Raw genomic sequence first — 24,517 nt, 5'->3', positions numbered from 1 at the left:
TATGAAAAAAAGTATCCCCGTTTTTTCTGCCTGCTTATGTATTGTTGTGTTTGTTGCCTGTAAGCAGAAAAAAGAAGGTCTTTCAATAGATACAACCGCTATACAACATCAATGTGTACACCGGCTTACAGAAGTAATCGTTCGTGATATACTTACTCCACCTGTTGCAAGCAGGGTCTATGCTTACAGCAACCTGGCCTATTATGAAGCGATCCGCTTCAAAGAGCAGGGAAGCTATTCCATAGCGGCTTCCATGAAAGGGTTTGGACGCATGCCCCTGCCTGTAGCAGGTGAAGCATACAATTATACGCTGGCTGCTGTGGGGTCGTTCTTCCGTGTGGCAGAAGCGTTGTCTTTCTCTAAAGACAGCCTGGTGATAACGGAGAAAAAGTTATTTGATGCCTTCCAACAAGCAGGCATACCGACACGCACCTACGAAAATTCGCTTTTACTTGCCGATACGATAGCAAGGGTGATTATAGCAAGGGCGGCTCATGATAATTATAAGAAAACCCGCGGCATGCCCAGGTACAGTGTCTTTAAAGAGCAGGGCAAGTGGCAGCAAACGCCTCCCGATTATGCAGATGCCACAGAACCCAACTGGAAACTGATCCAACCATTATTGCTTGATTCTGCCGCGCAATTCAAACCTGTTCCACCACCACCTTACGATTGGCAAAAGAACAGTCCGTTCTACCAGGAAGTCATGGAAGTATATACAGTCAAAAAAAATATGACCTCCTCGCGGGATACCATCGCTCATTATTGGGATGACAACCCCTTTGTAACCGGGCACGAGGGACATTTTACTTTCGCTACAAAAAAAACAACACCCGGTGGTCACTGGATGGGCATTACTGCTATTCTCACCAACCAAACAAAAACCAGTGATGTTAAAACGGCAAGAATTTACGCGTTGGCGGCGGCAGCTATCTTCGACGGGTTTATTTCCTGCTGGGATGAAAAATTCCGCAGCCGTAAGGTGAGGCCTATAACGGCGATCAGGGAGCATATAGATCCCAACTGGAATGCATTACTGCAAACACCGCCGTTCCCCGAATATACCAGTGCACATAGTGTGATTACCACTGCTGTAGCAACCGTGCTGACATCCCAACTGGGAACCAATATTGCCTTTCACGATACAACCGAGTTGGAATACCTGGGATTGGACCGTTCTTTCCCTTCTATCCTGGCAGCGGCCGATGAAGCAGCCATCAGCCGTTTATATGGAGGTATCCATTTCCGGAGCGCCGTCATGGAAGGAAAAAAACAGGGGCAACAGATAGGGAAACTATACAATAGCACTTTCAAATAAAAGCGATGGTTACATGATTATAACCTATTTTACACACATAATCGATTTCAGCTTCCATAAATGTTCGTCATGAAAAAATGGGTTTTGATCATTACTGCTGTTTTTTTTATCCTGATTGCTTCCGTTTATTTTTTCATCCCCGGCTCACAGGTATTCAACTATAAGATCGCCGTCAATTGTGCTGAAAACGGGGTATCCAGGATGATCCTCGACAAAGAAAAATGGGCAACCTGGTGGCCTGGCAAAAAAGAAGACGAGCACCGTTACAACTTTGGCAATTATCATTACCGGGTTTCCAATATATTCCTCAACAGTTTTACAGCCACTATTACGCATCAACCAGATTCTGTACAAGGGCTGCTGCAAATCCTTCCATCCGAAACAGATTCCACCCAATTGTTGTGGACATCCACATTCAGTTTTTCTTCGAACCCTTTTGCCAGGATTGCTCAATACCGCAGGTTTTCAGCTATAAAGTCCAACATACAAGCGCTCCTGGACACTACTAAACTGATACTCGAAAAGCAGGAAAATATATATGGGATGAAGATCATTCAGCAGAAGGTCACCGACTCTTCATTGATCTCCCTGAAAAAAATTTTTCCGCATTATCCTACCACCAATGAGGTATATGAAATGGTTCATGCTTTGAAAAATTATATTGCAACGAAGGGTGGCACGGAGCGCAATTATCCCATGCTGAATGTTTACCAGGATGGTCCGGACCGTTTTGAAACCATGGTGGCGATCCCTACCCAGAAAGACCTGCCCTCTGAAGGACTGTTCCGTTTGAAAAAAATGGTATTGGGCAATATTTTAATGGCAGAGGTTACGGGCGGTGTTTCCAGGGTTATGAAGGGGGAACAGGAACTAACTAATTACGTACACGATTACAGGAAAACCTCACCTGCCATACCCTATCAATCACTTGTAACAGACCGGTCGATGCAACCAGACTCTGCCCGGTGGATCACCAGGTTATATTACCCTATTTTCTTCTGATCCGGGTCATTTAAATTGTATAACCATTGCGCTATCGTTGTTCCTCGCCGCTATAAGAGCAGGCTTACCATTGATGTTGATTGATCTGATATGCCTTGTTTGCCCTTTTAAGATAACCCCATTCATTGGCTGGCATTCGAACCTGCCCCCGCCTTTGTTGATGGCAATAGTTCCATAATCTGCATCATACCTGCCTAATTGAATACTGTTCTCATAATAGTTACCAGTTAACAAAATGTCCGGTAGATGGTCTCCGTTAGCATCTACCACTACGGCATCGCGGTAAGGACTCAGCTGCGCCTGCCAGGGCAATGCCTGCGCTGTAAAATTCAGGTTGCCCTTGTTTAAGAAAACCGTGTTGGAAAAATCATCGGCCGTAAACACTTGCGCAGCCTGTAATTTTTCATTCGAGAAAATATCTTTTAAAGATGCGTTGGCAAAATCGGCTGCATACAGGAATTTCTTTTTGATAATGGGTAATTGTTTTTGCAATTCATCTTTATTAGCCAACGGGATCTCTTCTTTTCCTATATAGTAAGTCAGCACCTGTTCTTTGGTTCCGTTATTATCGAAGTCATTATAATACATGCGAACAGGCTGTTCTTTGCTGGCCTGGAGTTTGGCATTCAATCCAAGGTTTCCGGCCACCAGGTCCAGCTTACCATCCTGGTCAATGTCTACAGGCAAAATAAAATTCCACCATCCCTTTTTATCTGTCAGTTGTTTGATGGCAAAAGAAGTTTTATGGTTGATGAAAGCATAAATACCCATCCATTCTCCGCAAACGATAAGATCCTTATTGCCATCTCCATCCATATCTGCCCACACGGCATTGGTAACCATGCCAACATTAGAAAGCCCTTTGGCATACTGTTCCGTTACATCGTTGAAATGCCCTTTACCATCGTTCAGTAATAAATAAGAGCGGGGTATTTGTCCGTATTGCCAGGGCACTGCTCTTCCGCCAATGAAAAGGTCTGTATACCCGTCTCCATTGAAGTCGCAGGGAACAATACAGGATTGGGTTGTATAAATATCTCCGAAAGCATTCTCCGATCTTGTAAAATTGCCTTTACCATCGTTCAGGTACACCCTTGGTTTCATGTGTATATCCTGCCCGTAATATTCATTGCCACCACTGGCTACCACCAGGTCAATATTTCCATCATTGTTTACATCTACAAAACTGGCATCAACATCTTCGTACATGCTATCCAGTTCCATGGTAGGTTGTTTGACCCTCGTGAATTTCCCATTCTTTGTTTGCAGAAAAATCGCGCTGTGAAATGTTTTGGAGGCGCCTATGAATACATCTTCCAATCCATCGTGGTTGATATCGGCAACTGCCAGTGCGGGTCCTTCGGTAGATACCATATGAGGCATCAATGACTCCCTGTTGAATTCATTGAAAGGATTTTCCCGGTGCAGGTAATTCAACCCGGTTTGAGCAGTGATATCTGTTGCCGGTCTTGTTGCCTCTTTCCAATAACCCGTTATCCGGGTATAATCAAACTTGGGTAACCCTTTCTGATACGTGAACGATTGAAGCGGGCGGTCTATATTGATTTTTTGAAAACTATGGTCCGGCCATATCAAAAAGGCGGAATCAACCCTGGTGTCTGCCAGCCCAACGTGCAACGGCTCTTCCATGCTAGACTGGAAACCCCTTACGGGGAACTTCTCATAAGTGCGTATACCATGATTGGCAAATAATACCAGCCTGGATCCGATTGCATTGATGTTATTGGCAGGTCCCTGTAATTTTATCGTTGCATACGGTCTTGATTGGTGGTCATTGCATGTATTCTCGTACACGAGTACTGCATCGTCAATATTGTTCACCACTATGTCCAGGTCTCCGTCGTTGTCCAGGTCTGCATAAATGGCTCCGTTTGAAAATGTGGGCATGTCATGCGCAATAGATCCCTGCATGTCTTCAAACCGCAGGTTCCCCTTATTGAGGTAAAATTTATTCGGGATCTTCACTTCCGGAAATTTATCTACCAGCGACATATCTGTCTTGCTCAGGTTATTCGACCTGAGTTTTTGTTGTATCTCTTCACCGGAAACAAAATTGATGTAATCAATATCATTCATCCTTTTGGGAATGCCATTGGAAACAAACAGGTCTTTCAGTCCATCGTTATTGAAATCCATCCAAAGTGGCGCCCAGCTCCAATCGGTTGCATACACACCTGAGTAAAATCCCGTTTCGCTGAAATGATTGTTCCTCCTGTTGTATTGAAGATTGTTCCGGGCATATTGATAATTATACCCGAAACTGATCTTGTTTTGAAAAATATCATAGCCATCTTCTCCCAACGATCTTTTTAAGATAGCCGGATCAGAAGGCAGCATATCCATTGAAATGATCTCGGGAAAACCATCATTATCCGCATCGGCTACATCCACTCCCATAGAAAACTGGCTGGTATGCATCAATTGCTGGTTGTTCATTTCAGCAAATGTGCCATCGTGCTGGTTGATATACAGGTAATCGTTCTCGTGAAAATCATTCCCTACATATATATCCGGCCAGCCATCATTATTGATATCTGCTACCACCACTCCCAGTCCGTAACTAATGGCCGAACTATTGATTTTGGATTGTACGGTTACATCTGTAAAATGACCGCCATCATTCCTGTACATGCGGTCTCCGGAAAGTGTATCGTAGGTTCCCAGGAAATTGGCCCGGGGTGCATACCTTGCTTCATGATTGACCGCATGGTTCAGCAAGAACATATCCAGGTCTCCATCGCCGTCGTAATCGAAGAAAACGGCCTGTGTGCTGAATCCCGAAAAATCCAGCCCATACTGCGCTGCTTCGTCCTGGTAATAAGGAACTCCATTCCTGATGCCTTTGCAAACCAATAGCTGGTTCTTTCCGGCCAGCATACCGAAATGCCCCACGCGGCATATATAAATATCCAACAGGCCATCATTGTTGATGTCTACTACCGATACACCCGTATTCCATGCTCCATCCTGTGGTATATGGGCGGCTTTACTTACTTCTTTAAAATGCATGCCGCCTTCATTCAGGTACAAGGCATTATTGCCCTGGTTGGCTGCAAAGAACAGGTCTACCTTTCCGTCGTTATTAAAGTCGCCGGCTCCTATTCCCGCCCCATTGTAATAATACATGTACTTGAACAGGTTAAATTCCGGCGTGGGATGCATTTGGTTCCTGAACGTTAATCCCGTTGTCTGCTGGTCAAGCACAGTAAACAAAGGCGCTCCTTTTTTCGCAGAATGGCAGGCAACCAATAATAAAAAGATTCCCGTCCATCGAATGATGCTGCACATGACTGGTTTACTCACTTGCGGGATGATTTTATTTCATAAAGAACAGGGTATTCACTGTTTCGCAGGAACAACAGGTTCCTGTTGTTTTTTGTTCTGATCTCCTTGATATCCCTGACCTGTCCGGTCAGTTCAAGGCCAGAACGGGCATAGTCGAGCACTTTGAATTTCTTTTGCCCCTCATTCATCAGTACCACACCATAGCTGGCATCCAGTCTTCCGAACTGTGGCGGAAATCCGAATTCATTGCCACCTATTACGATGTCTGTTTTGCCATCATTATCAATATCCGTACAAAGAATGGCATTTGCCGAAGAGAACTGTACCGGTGCAGGCAGCTTTTCTACCGTGAAATGCATATTGCCATCGTTCCAGGCAATAATGGAAGGCTGGTAATTCAATACGTTAACCACCGACGATTGGATGAGGTTTGCAGGAAACAGGTCCTGTATGGATTTGGTAGCAAAAGACTCGTGTTTTAAATTTTGTTTTTTCAGGGATGGTAATTGTTCCTCCACATCATGCTTCAGGAAAACAGTCACGTCTTTTTGATCAACAGTCCGGGTAAGTATCTTTTCAAAACTCCCATTCATATCGTAATCGTTCATCCATAGTTTCACAGGTTCTGCAGGGGTCGGATGCAGGTAGCCATTCTCTCCCATATTCCCAATGATCAGGTCTTTTTTACCATCGCCATTTAAATCGGCAACAGCAATGGAGCGCCACCAGCCGGACAATCCCGACAAATTGGTTGTTTTCTCCTGGAAGCGATGGTTCGTGTACGAGAAAATCTTCGGTGCCATCCAATCGCCGACTATGATCAGTTCTCCCTTTCCATCACCGTCGATATCAGCCCATACAGCATCCGTTACCATTCCTATGTTGGCTATTTGTGGCGCTATCTCTTTGGTGGCATCGCTGAAATTTCCTTTGCCGTCATTTATCAATAGCTCGCTAGCCGGACTCATACCGTAACGGTAAGGTATATTCCGGCCTCCCACAAACAGGTCCAGGTCGCCATCGCCGTCAAAATCAAAAGCCACTACCACACCCGTATTGGCGTTGGTATGCTGAAAAGCGCCAGGCACCACGGTAAAATTGCCCTTCCCGTCGTTCCTGTACAGATGGTTGAGCATGAGATCGCTGTTGGGCAGTTGTTTGTCGCCACCTGCACCTACAAACAGGTCCAGATCGCCATCGCCATCGCAGTCGAACAGCAGGCAGGCAGTGCCTTCTATACCGGCATCATCTTTAAAAGCCTTTACCGGTTTCTTCACAAATTTCCCATCGGGTGTTTGCAGGTATAGTTGTCCCCCTTTGTTATTCGATCCACATATATACACATCCTGCAAGCCATCGCCATTCACGTCGCCAACTGTTGCCTTAGGCCCCTCTTTGGAAAGCATGAGCGGGATATTTCTTTCCGTATATAATTCAATGAAATCGTCGTCTTCGTGTTTATCAAATGTTGCTGGCACTGCTACAAGTGCCGGGTTGGTTATTGTTTTTTCGGGATGATAGAGATGGGCATTATCCGAAGGTTGTTTGATGGCATGCGTTGTATTGATGGCAAGTTGGTGGTAAGTACTGATGGTTCTGTTAGGCCAGATAATTTCAACTGAGTCAATAACGGAAGTTTTTCCCAGTCCTATAACGGCCTTATAATCTACCGATGATTGGAAGCCGCGGCTGGGAATAATTTCACGGCTCAATATTTGACTTCCTATAAACAATTTGATCTTGGAACCAATAGCGAAAGTGTTACCAGGTAACCCTTTCAGAGAGAAAGCAATATAATTGTTCTTATTTTTCTCTGCACTCATGTTCCGGTAAATAAATGCGGGCTGGTTCACATTATTGATCACGAGGTCCAGGTCGCCGTCATTGTCCAGGTCGCCATACGCTGCTCCATTCGAAAAAGACGGCTGCGTAAAACCCCATTCATCTCCCACATCATCGAATTTCAATTTGCCGGAGTTTCTAAACGCTTTGTTCTTCAATGGAACAGACGACATTTTATTAATGATGGCCTCTACTTCATCCTTCTTGCCCGACATCACCATCTTCCTAACAATATCATTGGCAAAAAAATCAATGAAATCCTGGTTGGTAAGATCATGGTATATGCCATTGGAAATATACAAGTCGGTATATCCGTCGTTATCGGCATCGAACATCAGCGCGCCCCAGCTCCAGTCCGAGGCGGGAACACCGCAATAATTAGCCACTTCCATGAACTTGCCATTCTTGTTGTTCAGTTGAAGTGCGTTTTGCATGAACTGGTGATAGAATCCAGATTTTTCCTTGATACGGTATACATCGATATTATCGAATGAAGTAGTGGTCTTTAACCGGTAATGATCTGCCGGCAACATATCGGTAGTAAATATATCGGGATAACCGTCGTTGTTGATATCTGCCATGTCTGCACCCATCGAGGCCAGGCTGGTATGTTGTACCCTTTCTTCCAGTTCGTCCTTGAATGTTCCGTTTTGTTGGTTGATGTACAGGTAATCCCGTTCAAAAAAATCGTTCGAAACATAGATATCAGGCCACCCGTCTCCGTTCACATCGCCTACCGTTACGCCCAATCCGAAACTGATCAGGCTTCCGTGTATGCCTGCCTGCTGAGTTACTTCTGTGAAGTGACCGTTGTCGTTCCTGTAAAGGTGATCGCCGCCGCCTTTTAACATATCGGGCACGTTCCATTGTTGTGCGGGTAATCCTCTTTGGTTGGCGTAATTCAGGGTATTTACCGGGATAGGACTATTATTAATGATGAAGCAGTCCAGGTCGCCATCACCATCATAATCAAAGAAAGAAGCCTGCGTAGTATAACCGTCGTTATCCAGTCCGTACTCCTTTGCTTTTTCTGTGAAAGTAAGATCATGGTTATTGATGAACAGCTGGTTCTTTCTCAATTCGGGATCAAGCATGTTACCGGCATTGCAGACATAAATATCCAGCCATCCGTCGTTGTTGATATCTACCAGCACCACGCCGGTACTCCATTGTTTTTTTGTTGTAAAACCGGCTTTCTCAGAAACATCTTCAAACTGAAAGTTTCCTTTGTTCAGATAGAGTTTATTACTTCCCTGGTTAGCGGTAAAGAAAATATCCGGCAGTCCGTCGTTGTTGAGGTCACCAATGGCAACGCCGCCGCCATTATAAAAGTTCCTGTAATTGAATACATTGAAATTGCTGCTCTCGGTTAGTTTGTTTTCAAAATGAACAGCGCTGTTTTCAACCAGGCTGAACAATCCGTCTTTTTGCTTTTGGCGACAAGAGAGGTATGGTAGAACAAGGAAAATTAAAACAACTGTCAGGTGGTGGCGCTTCATACGTAAATATAAAGAAAGGCCATTAATACAATGGCCTTTCAATTTTATGATCCACGGGGATTTACGATCAATATCCAAAATTCTGTTTGAGGTTCGGGTTAGATGAAAGTGCTATGTTGGGAATGGGGAATACTACCCTTGAAGGATCAGAAGCAGCAGGTCTTTCTCCAACCGGGTTATTGAATACGCCATACCTGATCATGTCGTTCCTTCTCCAGGTTTCGAGATACAGCTCCCTTCCTCTTTCTGCCAGCAGTGCTGTAAGATCAACATTGGCCAGCAGCGGTGCATTCCTGCTGGTACGGATACTGTTTACAATAGCTAAAGGAGTTTCTGCATCGGTACCGCCTCTTAAAATAGCTTCTGCTTTCATCAGGCGTGCGTCGGCCAAACGGAAGAACACATATTCGTTCTGGCTGCTCCATCCGCCATTGTTGATGGTAGAAGGATCCAGGGGATATTTCACGGTACGGATACCTTTTGTTTCAGAAGAGAAGAACAGGCTCACATCGGAGGTGAACACCAGCGGGTTTCCGCTCCTGTCTTTCAGGTTCACGATCGGGTTTCCGATCTTACCACCCTGGGGACCCTGTATCTGGCCTACCAGGAACCCTACATTACTTCCCACCTGATCGGTATAACCAGGCAACGCCATTCCTTTACGCATGTCGCCATCGCTGAAGCTGTTGTAAAAATCAGCCAGTGTGGTAAATCCGTTCCAGCCACTGGGGGCCTGCGCATAGTGGAAGCCCATGCAGGTAGCCCAAACAACGTTGATACCGCCACTGTTCTGGCGAACAAAAATATCCTCCGTTGATTTTGTGCCATTATCCCATCTGAAGTTATCCCAGTAGTTGGCAGAGATAGACAGGCTAGGATTAGCAGCAATGGCATTACACAGGCTGATCACTTTATTCATATCAGCCGCGTTGAATGTATACGGGCCTGCAGGTTTGGTAGGATCCTGCTTATACACTGCTTTGTTCAGATAAGCTTTGGCCAGCAGGAACTGGGCTGCTTCTTTCGTAGCCATATTCCGGTTGGTATGGTTAAAAGACGGCAGGTTTGGAATAACGGATTCCAGTTCACTGATGATGAAATCGATGGCCTGTGAACGGGTATACACATCAGGAATAACCGCAGCCGCAGCCGTTGCAGGCCTGTGTTGTACCTGTCCGAATAAGTCGCACACCACATAAGTGAAATAAGCGCGCAAAAACTTGGCTTCGGCCTGTGTTTGTCCGGTTGCAGTTTCCGCTAAAAGGGTGGTCTGGAACAATGCACCATTCAAGCCATTCCAGGTATCGTTGATCTGGTTGTGTGAACCATCCCAGGTATGCAAGTGCAATTTGCGCCAGGTTCCGAAGTCATCCCAGTCTGTACCGCGTGTGGGTCCCAGGATCTCATCGGTGGTATGTTCCTGCATGGCATAAGAGTTGCCCTGCCCTAATAATTGATTCAATTGCTCATACACTTTCGACAAAGAAGAAGGTGCAGGAGCGCCTCCGGCAGTGGTCGGCGCTATGGAATTCGGGTCTTTTATCTTGGTATCCAGCTTGGTACAGGACGTGATACCTACCAGCGCCATCAGCGTTACACCCGGAGCTAAATAATATTTGAATATATTTTTCATGATAATTGTAGTTTTTCGGTTAATTAAAATCCAACATTGATACCCAATGTAATGGTTCTTGGTTTAGGATAACCGGTGTAATCAAATCCACGGGATGGAACACCGCTGATCTGGTGGTCAATGTTGACTTCAGGATCCAGGCCTGAGTATTTGGTAATCAATGCCAGGTTTTGTCCTGATGCTGTAACCGTCAGCGTTTTAATCACCTTACTCTTCTTCATGTTGAATGAATAACCGATGCTGGCGTTGGACAATCTTACGAAATCTCCTTTCTCCAAAAATCTTGTAGATACACTACCCGGGTTGATCGGGTTCTCGGGGCTATTCGCTACAGTATAATCCACATTGTGTGCTGTTTTGATACTTCCTTTCAGGAACAGTGCATTTGCTGTATTGTTGTACTCGTAGAAGCCACGCACTGCATTAAAGAAAATGCTGGCATTCCACCTGCCCCAGGTAAAGCTGTTAGTCAAACCTGCCAGGAAGGTAGGTAATGCGCTTCCTTGTAATTGATCTTTTCCGCCTGCTGCATACCTGGCATTTCCGTTACCGTCAAATCCTTGGAAAGTAGGCATCTTCCAGGTAAATAACGGATACCCATTGGCAAATGTTTGTGCATAAGCGCCGGACAATCCCTGCCCGTTCACCGCACCTGTATTTACTGTTACATTGAAGTCCTGAACCCTGTTCTTAATAAGTGACATATTATAACCGATATTCCATGTGAATTTACGGCCCTGTATAGCACTGTAATTCAAGCCCAGTTCCACACCTTCATTGGTAACATATCCGGGAAGATTCACCCACCAGAAAGCCTGGGCAGAGAAGCCGCCCGGTGTGGGTGTATAAAAGAGCAGGTCTTTCCTTTTAGTATAATAGTAATCAATAGTACCGGTGAGCCTGTTGTCCAGGGTAGCAAAATCCAATCCAACACCGGTAGTGGTAGATTGCTCCCATTTCAAATCGGGGTTACCCTGGTGCAGGAATTGCGTTTCAGGCTGGCCTGAGTTACCAACGTAAGTCTGCTGCAGGTTCACCGCGTCATAGGCGCCGATGCCATCCTGGCTACCCAGCTTACCGTAGTTGGCACGGATGCTGAACTCACTGAATATCTTGCCGAGGCTATTGGCTGCAAAACCTTCTTTCAGGAGTTTCCATTTGGCCGCAAAAGCGGGAAAATAGCCATATTTATTATTGGTACCAAACTTTGAAGAACCATCAGCGCGCATGGTAGCTGTCAACAGGTACTTATCGGCGATGGTATAGTTGATACGACCGAAGTATGATTGCAGTTCATATTTTGTATAATCGGGAACAAAATTGTAAAAGTTTTTGAATTGACTATAATTCAATGCAAACACGTCTGTAGCTTTCACCACTGGTGTGGCCAGTCCCCAGCCAACCTGTCCTGCATAAGTCGCTTCAGTGCTCTGGTAAGAATAACCTACTACGGCATTGAGCACTTGGTTGCTGAATGATTTATCATAAGTAAGGGTATGTTCAACCAGTACCGATTTCAGATCCAGGTTCTGTTTGGTTCCCCGTCCGTTACCTTCAATCTGGTTTCCGAGATCTTTACCAAAAACATTGTTAGTACCACCAAAAGCATTACTGCTTAAACGAGGGTCAGCAAAAGAAAACCTTTCACTGGTTGATTTGTCGTATCCGAAAGTTGCTTTATAAACCAATCCTTTGATGAGCTCATAAGAACCGCTCACATTAGTCAGGAAACGATTGTTTTTATCATTATCATTAAAATAACTGAGCATTTCCGCTGGGTTCCTGTTACCATCCTTGGGATCGAAGAACGTTCCATCGGGATTGTAGATTGGATAAGTGGGGTTGAATGTGATGGCCGCTCCCAGCAGGCTTCCCTGGTATCCGGCGTTATTGCTCAAAGGTGGGTATTGGTTTTTAACCCTGGAGTAAGTTGCATTAATGTCGAACCTCAACCTGTCGTTCAGGAATTTCTGCGTTAAGTTGGCTCTGACAGTTGATCTCTTCATACCACTACTTTTGATGATGCCCTGAATATCGTCGTAAGAGCCACTCAGTCGTAAAGCGGTTGATTTATGTGAAAAACCCCAGCTAAGGTTATAATTCTGGTTAATGCCTGTACGGTAAATCTGGTCCTGCCAGTTGGTGCTGTATCCTTTATCCACCAGTTGCACGGCGGTTGCTGCATCGGCAGGGCTGGTACCAGCATCGATATTCGCTTTTTTAACTGCCAATAAAAAATCCTGTGCATTCAGCAAATTGTACCTGGAAGCAGGCGTAGCAACACCGGTAGATACACTGGCCTGAAAGCCGCCTGTACCTTTACCGCTTTTGGTGGTAATGATGATTACACCATTCGCACCGCGTGAACCATAGATGGCTGCCGAAGAGGCATCTTTTAATACGCTGATGCTTTCGATATCACTGGGGTTGATAAATGCAAGCGGGTTCCTGGGTGAAGAACTACCCAGCGAAGTGTTATTACCTGTAGTACCTCCCGGGCTGATAGGCACCCCATCCACTACATACAAGGGTTCCTGGTTGCCTCTGATAGAAGCAGATCCCCGGATATTAATAGTTGCAGCTGCTCCCGGTTCACCACTGGCAGGTGTTACAATCACACCGGGTGTGCGGCCCTGCAATAGTTCATCCGGAGTAGCAATCGCTCCTTTGTTAAAATCTTTTGCTGTCAGGGCTGCAACCGAACCGGTTGCATCTTTTACTTTCCGGGTACCATAACCGATTACCACCACATCACTCAGTTGTTCGCTCACAGAACCCAGGCTCACCTGGATCGAGGTCTTATTTTCAATGCTGACCTGTTCATTTGCATAACCTACTGAAGAGATAACAAGTGTTTTGGCGGATGCAGGTACATTAATTCTGAAAGCACCTGTTGCATCGGTTTGAGTACCTGTTTTAGCCCCCTTGACTGTAACTGATACGCCAGACAAAGGACTTCCGTCTTTTCGATCTGTGACCTTACCAGTAATTGTTTTGGTTTGCGCCTGCACCAGGAGGGAGCATAGGCAGGCTAGTAACCCCATAAGCATGGGTTTGGCAAGCTTCGTAAAATTCATAATGGCAGTTTTTGTTATTAAGCGTGTACAAATTACACATAATTCTTTGAAAATTAACTTTTAACAAAGAATTTTCAAAGAAAAAAAGCACAATATTAATATTGTGCTTTTTTATACTGCCTTATGAATAATAAAGTGACAGAAATATTGTGATAAAATCAGTATTTAAATACTTTACCGCCTGCCATTACCTCCTGTGTTTTTTCATCGAACGTAACTTTCATACCCGTATGCACGGCTGCAGTGGTCATGATATTGGCAATAGAATGAGCATAACCTGCTTCCACCGACGCATGAGGCTGCTGTCTGCTGCGGACACATTCCATCCAGTTCCTTACGTGTGCTGAAGTGAGCTTATCACCACCGGTGTTGGCAGAAGTTTCCACCTTCTCTACCTTCTCCACCAGGCTTAGCTCGGGCAGCAGGTTGGGTTGCATATGCATGGCGCTGGCGGGACCGGCTTTCAGTCCGCCCTTGGGTGATACTTTATTGGTGATCAGGTTGAGCTCACCGCCATTGGAATAATACATTTCAGACGGATTCTCATCACCGTTGTGCATTCTTGAAGCGAATACCACCTGGAAGCCTGTAGTGGGATCGTTCTCGGGACCATAATCGAATACAGCAGTGATGGTATCCCAGTTGCGGCGTCCGTCCTTCCACTGGTATATGCCTCCGTTCGCAGCTACGCTGCGTGGATGTTTCAGTCCGGAGAACCAATGCACGGTATCGATCTGGTGCGACATCCACTGTCCGGGTAAACCCGATGAGAACGGCCAGAACAAACGGTACTCCAGGTATTTGCGGGGATCCCATGCTTCATGAGGCCTGTTCAGAAGGAAGCGGTTCCAGTCGGTGTCTTCCTGTTTCAGTTGCGCCACCAGGTCGGGCCTGCGCCAGCGTCCCGGCTGGTTCACGTTCCAGGTGAGCTCTACCATGGTAATGGGACCGAATTTTCCAGCCTGGATAAAATCGGCCGCGGCCTGGTAATTCTTACCACTCCTGCGTTGCGAACCGATCTGTACGATCTTGCCCGATTCTTTTACTGCTTTCAATGCCGCACGGTTGTCTTCCATTGTTTCGGCAAATGGCTTCTCCACATACGCATCACATCCTGCTTTTACCGCTTCGATCGCATGTCTTGCATGCGCGAAATCGGGTGTGCTGATGAATACAGCGTCGATATTCTTCATTCCGTACAATTCTTCGTTGTTACGGCATCCCACAATATCATGCCCCATGCGTTCTTTCAACACCGCCATACCTTCCTCTCTTCTTTTCTTCCAGAGATCGGATACTGCCACCATGTCGAAATTCAGTTCTTTGTAATGGTTTTGAAAACAAGGCAGGTGCGATTGGCGGAAACGGTCAGAGAAACCTACTACGCCCACTCGCACACGGTCGTTGGCGCCAATGATATTGGCATAACTTTTTGCACTGAAGCCCAGGCTGGCGGCATAAACACCTGCTGTAGCCTTGGCTGTTTGTTTGATGAATGTTCTGCGGTTTGACATATAAGTGTTTTTATTTTAGTTCCTGAATTTTGATACTTCTGAAAGAAACGTCATTGCCATGATCCTGCAACAGGATATGTCCCTCCGGCGCCATGCCGAAGTTGGGCCAATGTGCATATTTACTGCGGGCTACGAGTGCATAGAAATATTGTGTGCCACGCTTGTAGTCGAGCATTTTCCAGCCGTTCAGGTAATGCTCTACCCTTCCATCAGGGTAAACAATTACCATACCGCGGTTCCATTCGCCGATCTTTCTCCTGGCCCTGGGTTCTTTTATGGAAGGGATGAGATCATATAAAGACGCGAGTGTTCTGTTGCCATCGGTACCCATTTTGGCATCGGGGTGTTTGGCATCATCCAGTATCTGGTATTCGAGGCCGATAGCAGAGCCTGTATTGTTTTCTTTTTCCGTTACAAAATATTTCACGCCACTGTTGGCGCCTTCGGTGATTTTGAATTCGAACTGCAACACAAACGCGCTGTACTCTTTAGTGGTAATAATATCACCGCCGTTGGTTGATTCTTTGCCATTGGAACCCAGCACATTCAATGTACCGTCTTTTACTTCCCATCCTTTTTCGGGGAACTTGTCTTTATAGGCGCCTCTCCATCCGTTGGTCGTCTTTCCATCGAACAACAATACTACATGGTTCTTTTTCTCCTGCTCTGACAAAGTATTGGGCAGCAGGTTCACTACGAAAGTATTATCATAAGGAGTAGGTTTCAGGTTCTTTGTCTGTATGCGGATATTGCGCCAGCGGATCTGTTTACCTGCTTTTTCCTGCTTACCGATAGCGTGTACCTGTAAAGCGATGAACCCTTTGGGCGTCATATCATCTACCAGGCTGGCAGCCGCCATGCCATTGATGAAAGTGCGCATGGAATTGCCAATGCATTCAATGCGGCATTTGTTCCACTTGCCCAACTTGAATGCAGCTTTGGCTGCCGGGTTGTAATCCAGCGGATAGAGCCAATCGCGACGGGCCTCATCATAAATACCAGCTGTCCAGGCACGGGGTGAGGGATCAATCTCGAACTGGTAACCATGTACCCTGCCATTGTTATATTCCGGTTTGCTTTCACTGCGGAACTGCACGCCGGAATTCATAACACTATCGAGCTTGAACTCGAATTCCAGGATAAAATCGCCATAATCTTTTTCAGTAGCCAGGAAGGAATTGGGTTCGCCCGATACGGTGGTTCCTACAATTTCTCCATTCACCGCCTCAAACTTGGCATGCCCGTTGAGGGGGCGCCAGCCTTTCAGGTCTTTTCCATTAAACAGGCTTTGCCATTGGGGGGATTGTGCAAAAGCCGAAGCGCTAAGGACTATAGCGCAAGCAAGCAGAAGTCTTTTTTTCATAATAGCATCAAAAATTTGCCCGCTCAAGTTAGGAGTAATCGTGTGAAAAAGCATTCTTCCCGATTCACTATTCATTTACCTCTATATGCATATCATTCCGCACAATTCATTAATTTTAATGTAGCCGACCGGCTGCATACCATCAACTGCTATGAGAACAGAATTTGAAACCATCCGTGCCGACGAAGGGAGTTCCTTCCGCCTGTTGCATCAGGTCTTACAGGCAGAAGATTATAGCTGGAGTTACCACTATCATCCCGAATATGAACTGGTTTATGTGGTGGGAGGGCACGGTCGCAGGCATGTGGGTAACCACTTAAGTTATTATGAAAACGGCGACCTGGTATTCATGGGTAAGAACCTGCCTCATTCCGGTTTTGGATACGGAGCCGTGGGAAGCCACGAAGAAGTAGTGATACAGTTTACCGAAGATTTTCTGGGCGAGCGTCTCCTGCAAACGCCTGAATTTATAGCCATTCAAGCCCTGTTCTTCCGTTCCATGCAGGGCATTCATTTCAGCCAGCCTGTTCAGCAATCCATTGGGAAAAGACTACGCCGGCTCCGGCAACTCGATCCATTTAACCGGTTAATGGAATTGCTGCAGGTCTTGCAAACCCTGGCATCAACCCAGGAATACCAGTTGTTGAATGCAGCCGGGCAATCGTACGACTTCAATCAGAAAGATGAAGTGAGGTTAAAAAAAATATACGATTATGTTACAGAGCACTATCGAAAGCCGGTCAATATCCGTGAAGTAGCCGATCTGGTTTCGCTTACGGTTCCGTCTTTCTGTAATTATTTCAAAAAAAATATGCGGCTCACTTTCACTGATTTCGTCAATGAATACCGTATCAACCAAGCCAGCAAACTGTTATTGGAAGGCAGCAGCATTGCCGATGCCTGCAACGAGTGCGGCTTTAATAATATTTCCTATTTCACCCGCCGTTTTCGCGACATCAAAGGAAAAAGTCCGGGGCAATACCGCAGGCTTTCCCACAGGGCCTAGCCCATTCACTTTGCCTGTTGCATATAATGATAAAACAGGCCCGATACCCGTGACATAGCCTTCGTGGCAGCGGCATCGTCTGCCAGCTGTTTCGATAATAGTACCAACACATATTGCCTCCCATCGGGCATGTATACAATCCCCGAATCATGGTGTACCCCTGTAATAGAACCAGTCTTATGCGCCACTTTTACACCCGGCGGCAGTCCGGCTGGTATCACGCTGTTGTCTTGCTGGTCAAGCAATACATCGATCATGCTTTTAGACGCAGCAACGCTTACGGCTTTGCCCAATGACAGTTGTTCATAGATCAGCATCAGGTCATAGGCGGTGGTCGTATTATTCAGCCCCTTATCAAAAGCTTTCTGGTCTTCCACACCCCTTAACACCTGTATGTCTTTGGCTCCCATAGAACGCATAGTCTTCGTTACTTCTGTGCCGCTTACCATTTCCATTAAAATATTGGTGGCCAGGTTACTGCTCCGGATGATCATTTGCCGCAACAGTTCTTTCAGGAGCATTTTGGTTCCTGTTTGATGATACAAAGCCTGTTGGCTGTCGTCGGTACTGTCTAGCTTATAGGGGCTGCCATCCACTATACTTTTGAATTCATTCTTTACCGGTATCGAATCGTTCAGGGAGAACCTGCCCGCTTCAGCCTGTTTGAACAATTCTATCATCACGGGTGTTTTCATGGTACTCGCCGCATGGAACGATGCGTGTTCATTCCACAGCAGGGTCTCGCCGGTAGACAGATCCCTGAAAGCAACAGCAAAAAATCCTTTTTGCAGGGCGAGCGTATCTTTTACCTGCTGCATGAGTTGTTCGGGAGAAAGCCGGGACTGAGCAGTAACTGTTTCAATCATGGTCATCAATAATAACAAGAATCTAATCCTTTTCATACTTCAATTTACAAAGAGAAATAGTATTTTCATCCCATTATCATATCAATTGGCACACAATTGGTATGCACAACGTTAAAATCCAGTTATGAAGCAACTCGCCACATCCGTACTATTGATGGCAACCTTTTTCCTTTCCGGTTGCAGTACTTTAAAAAATGTTTTTTTATCTGAATCCGATGCGTCCAGCGCCATCAGGGAAGCGTTGATCCTGGGGGTCAACAACGGGTCTTCTGTACTCGGACAAAAAGGCGCCTTTGGCAAAGACTTAATCCTGAGTGCTATCCTGCCGCAGGATCTGCAGAAAGTAGTAAGAACCCTCGACCAACTGGGTTTTACCCCGCAGTTGAACCGTTTCACTACTACATTGGAAAATGCTACTGTTGAAACGGTTGCCAAATCTACCCCCATCTTCCTCAGTGGCATCAGGCAACTGACCATCCGCGATGCCGTTACACTGGTAAAGAACGGAGGTACTTCCGCTACCGATTACCTTAGAAGAAGCGTAGGCGATACCCTGCACAGGGCAGTTACCCCGATAATGCGTAACATGCTCGATCAATACAATATTTCGCAGGAATGGAATAAACTGGTGAGTCCCGCCAAACTGCTGCTGGGCAACAAAGTAGAACTGAACCTGGGTCTCGACAATATCATGGCCTTACTGGTGGTAAACCAGATGTTCAAGAAAATCGAAGAACAGGAAGTAGCAGTCCGTACCAATGCCCAAGCCAGAACTACTCCACTCCTGCAACAGGTATTCGGCCGGGATTGGAGTAATGTCAACATCAGGTAACCATACCCCAGTCTCTCTATACTGATTTTCAGATTACCCGTTATGGTTTAAAACCAATAACGGGTAATTTCTTTTATAATTAATTTGAGCACATTGTTATTACGTTTCAGTGCATATATCTTAGTGTTGCACATTATCTTATCAAACAGCATTCCTTCTGAAAATGAAAAAAGTATTCGCTTTAATAAGTATATCGCTTTTTCAGCTCACAGTTTTTTCTCAACGGATAGACCGGGTTGAGCCTCAAAACTGGTGGGTGGGGATGAAATACAATACCATCACCCTGCTGATCTATGGAGAAAATCTCGCCCGTCTTGTGCCATCGTTGAATTACCCGGGTGTTGAATTGGTTAAAACAGATACGGTTGAGAACAAAAATTATTTGTTTGTCACCCTGAAGATTAATCCTGAAGCGAAGCCGGGAAACATCAATATCCATTTCAGCCAAAACAATAAAATTGTACTGTCCGAAAACTTTCCTCTTTTGGAACGGGAAGCAGGAAGTGCCAGCCGGCCCAGTTTTAGCCCGAAAGACGCGATACTCCTGATTGTTCCCGACCGGTTTTCAAATGGAGATACCAGGAATGATATCATTCCCACTATGAATGAAAAAACCGTGGATAGAAGCAATGAAGACAAAAGACATGGCGGAGATATCCAGGGGATCATGAATCACCTCGACTACATAAAATCATTGGGCTTTACCCAAATCTGGAATACACCCCTGATAGAAAACAATGAGCCCGATTACTCCTATCACGGATATGCGGCAACCGACTTTTACAAGATCGATCCGCGCTTTGGTACAAACGAACAGTTTAAACTATTGGTCAAAGAAGCGAAGAAAAGAGGAATAGGAATGATTTGGGATGTGGTTCTAAATCACTGTGGTAACGAATATTATTTTTTCAAAGACCTGCCCTCAAAGGATTGGTTTAATTATATCGAAACGAGAACAAGGACTAATGGACTAAAAACCACGATAACGGATCCTTACGCAACTGAAATCGATAAGAAAGAATATACAGATGGCTGGTTTGATCATCACATGCCCGATCTGAACCAGCGGAATCCCCTGCTGGCAAGCTATTTAATCCAAAATACAATTTGGTGGATCGAGTATGCCGGAATCTCCGGTATCAGGGAGGATACCTATTCTTACGCGGATAGAGATTTCCTGGCAACCTGGACAAAGGCAGTGCTTGATGAATATCCCAACTTTAATATCACCGGCGAAGAAATGTCGAGAAATATCTATCTCACCTCGTATTGGCAAAAGGATAAGATAAACACAGATGGTTACCGATCCTATTTGCCAACCTTAATGGATTTCTCGTTGAATGACAATATTATTTCCAGTCTCAACAAGCCCGACGAGTGGTTCTCCACCTGGCGTGATACCTATCAAAGCGTGGCACAGGATTACCTGATCCCGCATCCGGAAAACCAATTGATATTTCCCGACAATCATGACCTGGACAGGTTTTATTCACGGCTCCATAAAAACCTGGATAACTGGAAACTGGGGATCGCGATGTACATCACCATGCGTGGTATCCCGGAATTCTTATACGGCACCGAGGTGCTGATGACCAATGAAAAAGCCGGAAGCGATGGGCAAAGAAGGGGAGACTTTTATGATGGTTGGGAAAATGATTCAAAAAACGCAAGAACGGAACTGGGTCTTACCCAGGAAGAAAAAGAAGCCAAAAGATTTTTTTCGAAACTATTGAACTGGCGAAAAACGAATACTGCCATCAGCGATGGGAAGTTCAAACATTATGCGCCGCAAAAGAATGATGTCTATGTTTACTTCCGCTACAATACCAGGCAAAAGGTAATGGTACTGTTAAATAAAAACAGCCAGGAAGTGATCCTCGATATGAACCGGTACAGCGAAATGATGCCAGCCAATTTTAAGGCGAGAGACATTGTTTCAGACCAGGATTTGGAGGTAACGAATTCACTGAAAATCCCCGCGAAAACCGCGATGATCCTGGAGATAAAATAAAAATAGCAATGGCACCAATATCAAAATTGAAGTAGTGCCATTGCTATAATGTTTTGTTTGCTATTGTTTAAACCCAATCACTGGTAGTTTCTTATCATGGATCAGGTTATTGAATGATGCGAGATCATTGCTGAAAATACCGGCAAGTTTTTGCAATTGCTGCGTTGCCTGTTCATTCAATTCTGCAAATGCTTCTTTTGCCTGCTTGCTGGGCGGCGTATTGCCACTGGATACTACCCCGAAGATGCCAGATATCTTATCATTTAAACGGATGGGATAGTTTAATACATCCTGCCCGCTCTTGGCCTTTGTCTGATATAATGTTTCCTCGATGGTCGTCAATTTTGCATTGATGCTGTCGGCTTCTTTGCGAACGTCTTTTGTTGTCGACGTATCCAGCTTCGCTGTAAAATCATTGATCTGCGTTCTTACCTCCCGGATACGTTTAATGGCTTTCTGGATATCGCTGAAACTTTGTTTAACATCCAATAAAAACGAAACCGTGTTATCGTAATCCGCTTCCGTCATGCCATAAGCGGGGTTGCCTTTGATCACAAACGGCACATCCATCGAATCTTTTCCATAGCGGAACCTAGCCATGTACTTACCCGGAGCCGCTTTTACGGTTCCCACATTGCCGTTCCACAAAATCATATTATCGATCTTTTCAGCAGGCGGGTAATTCATATCCCATACAAACTGGTTCATGCCGCTGTTGAAATCTATCTTATCAGCTTCTTCTTTGGCGTTCTTGCTGAAGGTTCTGATAGGCATATTCTTTTTATCAAAAACAGTAATGGAGAATTTCGTTGAATCATTCGCCTGCTTCAGGTAATAATTGATGACCGTTCCATTGGGAGGATTGGCACCTGTATTGGGCGGAGTTTCCGTTCCTATTCCTGAACGGGCCCTTCTTCCTCCGCCTTCCATCCGGTAAGCATCGCTCACTGTAAACACATGCCATGATTTGCCGGCAGTAGATTCATCTTTTTGCTGTATCACACTTAAATCGTCGATGGCCCAGAAAGCACGTCCCTGTGTAGCTACCAACAAATCGTTGTCTTTAATGGTAAGATCGGTAACCGGCACCACGGGTAGGTTGAGCTGAAATGATTTCCATTGCGTACCGCCATCGTAACTGATGTACATACCGTATTCTGTACCGGCGTACAACAGCCCGGGCCGTTTTTGATCTGCACGCAGGCAACGGGTAAAATGCATGTTGTTGATGCCATTGGTGATCTGCTTCCATGTTTTACCGTAATCAGTAGTTACGAATATATATGGCGCATAATCATCGAGTTTGTATTTGGTTCCTACAAAATAGGCAGTGCCTTTTTGGAAAGGATCGGTTTCTATACAGTTCCACATCATCCATTTTCCTGCCTGCGGTGGTGTTACATTTTCCCAATGTTTGCCGGCGTCTTTACTTACAAATACCAGTCCGTCGTCACTGCCGGTCCACAACAGATCTTTTTCCAACGGAGATTCCGTTGCGGTGAAAATGGTACAATAGTATTCTACCGAAGTATTGTCTTTGGTGATAGCGCCTCCGCTGGAAGCTTGTTTGCTTTTGTCGTTCGTGGTAAGATCGGGACTGATGGTTTCCCAACTGCGTCCTTCATTCTCTGTTACGAATAACCGGTTACCACAAGCATAGAGTCGTTTGGGGTTATGCGGTGAAAAGAAAACAGGGAAGTTCCATTGGAAACGGTATTTCTGTACATCAGCGCCGGCGCCCATAGGATTATCAGGCCACATGTTGATGGCCCTGTTTTCACCTGTCTTATGATCGAGCCGGGAAAGATAACCACCGTAATTACCACCATACACGATATCGGGATTCAATGGATCAGCCACTACATAACCACTCTCGGCGCCTGCTGTAGGATCCCAGTCACGCTCGGTGATACCTGCACCTGCCGAGCGGCTGCGGATGCGCACGGTGGAATTATCCTGCTGTGCACCCAACAAACGATAAGGATATGCATTATCAGTTGTGATGCGATAGAATTGCGCCGTAGGCTGGTTGTTCATGGTACTCCAGTTGGCCGCCGCATCGAAACTGATCTGCGCGCCCCCATCATCCCCAATGATCATCCGGTTGCCATCTTCCGGATCGATCCAGAGATCGTGGTGGTCGCCATGCGGCGTGGAAACGGGTTGAAAGGTTTTGCCTCCGTCCCTGCTGCGCATGAATTCCACATTCAGGCAGTATACCAGGTTATCGTTCTTGGGGTCTACAAATATTTTGGAATAATACCAGGCGCGCTGGCGAATATTGTTATCGCTGCTCTGTAATGTCCAGCTCTCTCCGCCGTCGTTGCTCACATACAAACCGCCGTTGGCATTCTCTATGATAGCAAATATTTTATCCGGATTGCTGGGTGCAGATGCTACACCTACAATACCCCAGGTGCCTTTGGGCATCCCTTTCTTGTTGGTAAGGTTGATCCAGGTTTCGCCACCATCAGTACTCTTCCACAAACCACTGCCTTCACCGCCGCTCTCCATGCTATAGGGCCTGCGTATCACATGCCACATACCGGCATACAATACAGAAGGGTTGCCTGCTTCCATTACCAGGTCTGAACAACCGGTCTGGTCATTGGCATACAACACCTGTTTCCATGTTTTACCTCCATCGGTGGTTTTGTATACGCCTCTTTCTTTGTTGGGTCCGAATAAATGTCCCATTACCGCTACCCATACCGTATTCGGATCTTTGGGATGTATTACGATGCGGATGATGTGCCGCCCTTCTTTCAATCCCAGGTTATGCCAGCTCCGGCCACCATCATCACTGCGCCAGATACCGCCCAATCCTTCCGACACATTGCCACGCAGGGTATTTTCACCCTCGCCTGCATACAGGATGGTTTCATCGCTGGGCGCTACGGCTACTGCACCGATTGATCCGCCGAAATATTTATCTGAAATATTTTTCCAGTTACTGCCGCCATCGGTTGTTTTCCATACACCGCCCCCCGTAGCGCCAAAATAGAAAGTGGTCTTGTTTTTATAACTGCCGGTAACAGCAGCGCACCTTCCGCCGCGGAAGGGACCTATCAAACGATACTTGACATTCGAAAAATAAGTCGCGTCATTATTCGCGACGGGTGTTGCAGTGACAGGTTTTGTCTTTTTTTTCTCCTGTGCAAGGGCCGGTATGGTTAAAAGGCCGATCGCAACCAGCAGGTAGAAGGCTTTTCTCATGGTGTAACTGTTTAGCTAAAATTGGGCAATAA

At 45.7% G+C, this 24,517-nt stretch carries 13 protein-coding genes; 5 read left to right on the top strand and 8 right to left on the bottom strand.

Annotated features, from left to right (window positions below; translation table 11 throughout):
- Window position 1: 1 nt before the first annotated feature.
- Window positions 2–1,318: a vanadium-dependent haloperoxidase gene (locus SEDOR53_RS0107550; protein ID WP_026769175.1), complete on the top strand. Its 1,317-nt coding sequence runs from the start codon at window positions 2–4 to the stop codon at window positions 1,316–1,318.
- 69 nt (window positions 1,319–1,387) lie between these two features.
- Window positions 1,388–2,320, top strand: a complete 933-nt coding sequence (locus SEDOR53_RS0107545) for a hypothetical protein (RefSeq protein WP_026769174.1) — start codon at window positions 1,388–1,390, stop codon at window positions 2,318–2,320.
- Window positions 2,321–2,326: 6 nt separating this feature from the next.
- Here SEDOR53_RS0107545 and SEDOR53_RS0107540 read toward each other — a convergent pair whose 3' ends face one another.
- From SEDOR53_RS0107540 to SEDOR53_RS0107515, 6 genes are all read right to left on the bottom strand, one after another.
- Window positions 2,327–5,644: a VCBS repeat-containing protein gene (locus tag SEDOR53_RS0107540; RefSeq protein WP_232214734.1), complete on the bottom strand. Its 3,318-nt coding sequence runs from the start codon at window positions 5,642–5,644 to the stop codon at window positions 2,327–2,329.
- Complete coding sequence (locus tag SEDOR53_RS0107535; protein ID WP_026769172.1) at window positions 5,641–8,967, bottom strand: VCBS repeat-containing protein; 3,327 nt, start codon at window positions 8,965–8,967, stop codon at window positions 5,641–5,643. Before SEDOR53_RS0107535 ends, SEDOR53_RS0107540 begins: the two co-directional genes overlap by 4 nt.
- Window positions 8,968–9,034: 67 nt before the next feature.
- Window positions 9,035–10,600 (bottom strand): RagB/SusD family nutrient uptake outer membrane protein, encoded by a 1,566-nt coding sequence (locus tag SEDOR53_RS0107530; protein WP_026769171.1) that lies wholly within the window; start codon window positions 10,598–10,600, stop codon window positions 9,035–9,037.
- Between the two features lie 23 nt (window positions 10,601–10,623).
- Window positions 10,624–13,677, bottom strand: coding sequence for a SusC/RagA family TonB-linked outer membrane protein (locus SEDOR53_RS0107525; RefSeq protein ID WP_051416545.1), 3,054 nt, complete (start codon window positions 13,675–13,677; stop codon window positions 10,624–10,626).
- Window positions 13,678–13,835: 158 nt separating this feature from the next.
- Complete coding sequence (locus SEDOR53_RS0107520) at window positions 13,836–15,191, bottom strand: Gfo/Idh/MocA family protein (RefSeq protein WP_026769169.1); 1,356 nt, start codon at window positions 15,189–15,191, stop codon at window positions 13,836–13,838.
- A gap of 10 nt (window positions 15,192–15,201) precedes the next feature.
- Complete coding sequence (locus SEDOR53_RS0107515; RefSeq protein WP_026769168.1) at window positions 15,202–16,554, bottom strand: DUF1080 domain-containing protein; 1,353 nt, start codon at window positions 16,552–16,554, stop codon at window positions 15,202–15,204.
- A 151-nt stretch (window positions 16,555–16,705) separates the two neighbouring features.
- On the opposite strand from SEDOR53_RS0107515, the gene SEDOR53_RS0107510 reads away from it, so the two are divergent.
- Window positions 16,706–17,560, top strand: coding sequence for an AraC family transcriptional regulator (locus SEDOR53_RS0107510; protein ID WP_026769167.1), 855 nt, complete (start codon window positions 16,706–16,708; stop codon window positions 17,558–17,560).
- 5 nt (window positions 17,561–17,565) lie between these two features.
- Here the strand turns inward: SEDOR53_RS0107510 and SEDOR53_RS0107505 are convergent, their stop codons facing one another.
- Window positions 17,566–18,462, bottom strand: a complete 897-nt coding sequence (locus SEDOR53_RS0107505) for a serine hydrolase (RefSeq protein ID WP_026769166.1) — start codon at window positions 18,460–18,462, stop codon at window positions 17,566–17,568.
- 88 nt (window positions 18,463–18,550) lie between these two features.
- Between SEDOR53_RS0107505 and SEDOR53_RS0107500 the strand changes: the two genes are divergently transcribed.
- Both SEDOR53_RS0107500 and SEDOR53_RS0107495 read left to right on the top strand, forming a co-directional pair.
- Window positions 18,551–19,258, top strand: a complete 708-nt coding sequence (locus SEDOR53_RS0107500) for a DUF4197 domain-containing protein (RefSeq protein WP_026769165.1) — start codon at window positions 18,551–18,553, stop codon at window positions 19,256–19,258.
- Between the two features lie 163 nt (window positions 19,259–19,421).
- Window positions 19,422–21,269 carry a glycoside hydrolase family 13 protein gene (locus SEDOR53_RS0107495; protein WP_026769164.1) on the top strand — a complete coding sequence of 616 codons (1,848 nt, stop codon included), beginning with the start codon at window positions 19,422–19,424 and terminating at the stop codon, window positions 21,267–21,269.
- A gap of 60 nt (window positions 21,270–21,329) precedes the next feature.
- Here the strand turns inward: SEDOR53_RS0107495 and SEDOR53_RS0107490 are convergent, their stop codons facing one another.
- Complete coding sequence (locus SEDOR53_RS0107490; RefSeq protein ID WP_026769163.1) at window positions 21,330–24,485, bottom strand: glycosyl hydrolase; 3,156 nt, start codon at window positions 24,483–24,485, stop codon at window positions 21,330–21,332.
- Between the last annotated feature and the right edge of the window lie 32 nt (window positions 24,486–24,517).

It is taken from the genome of Asinibacterium sp. OR53 (assembly GCF_000515315.1).
Classification (GTDB): domain Bacteria; phylum Bacteroidota; class Bacteroidia; order Chitinophagales; family Chitinophagaceae; genus Sediminibacterium.
Note: the sequence above shows the minus strand (reverse complement) of the source record. Positions and strands in the feature narration are given on the sequence as shown.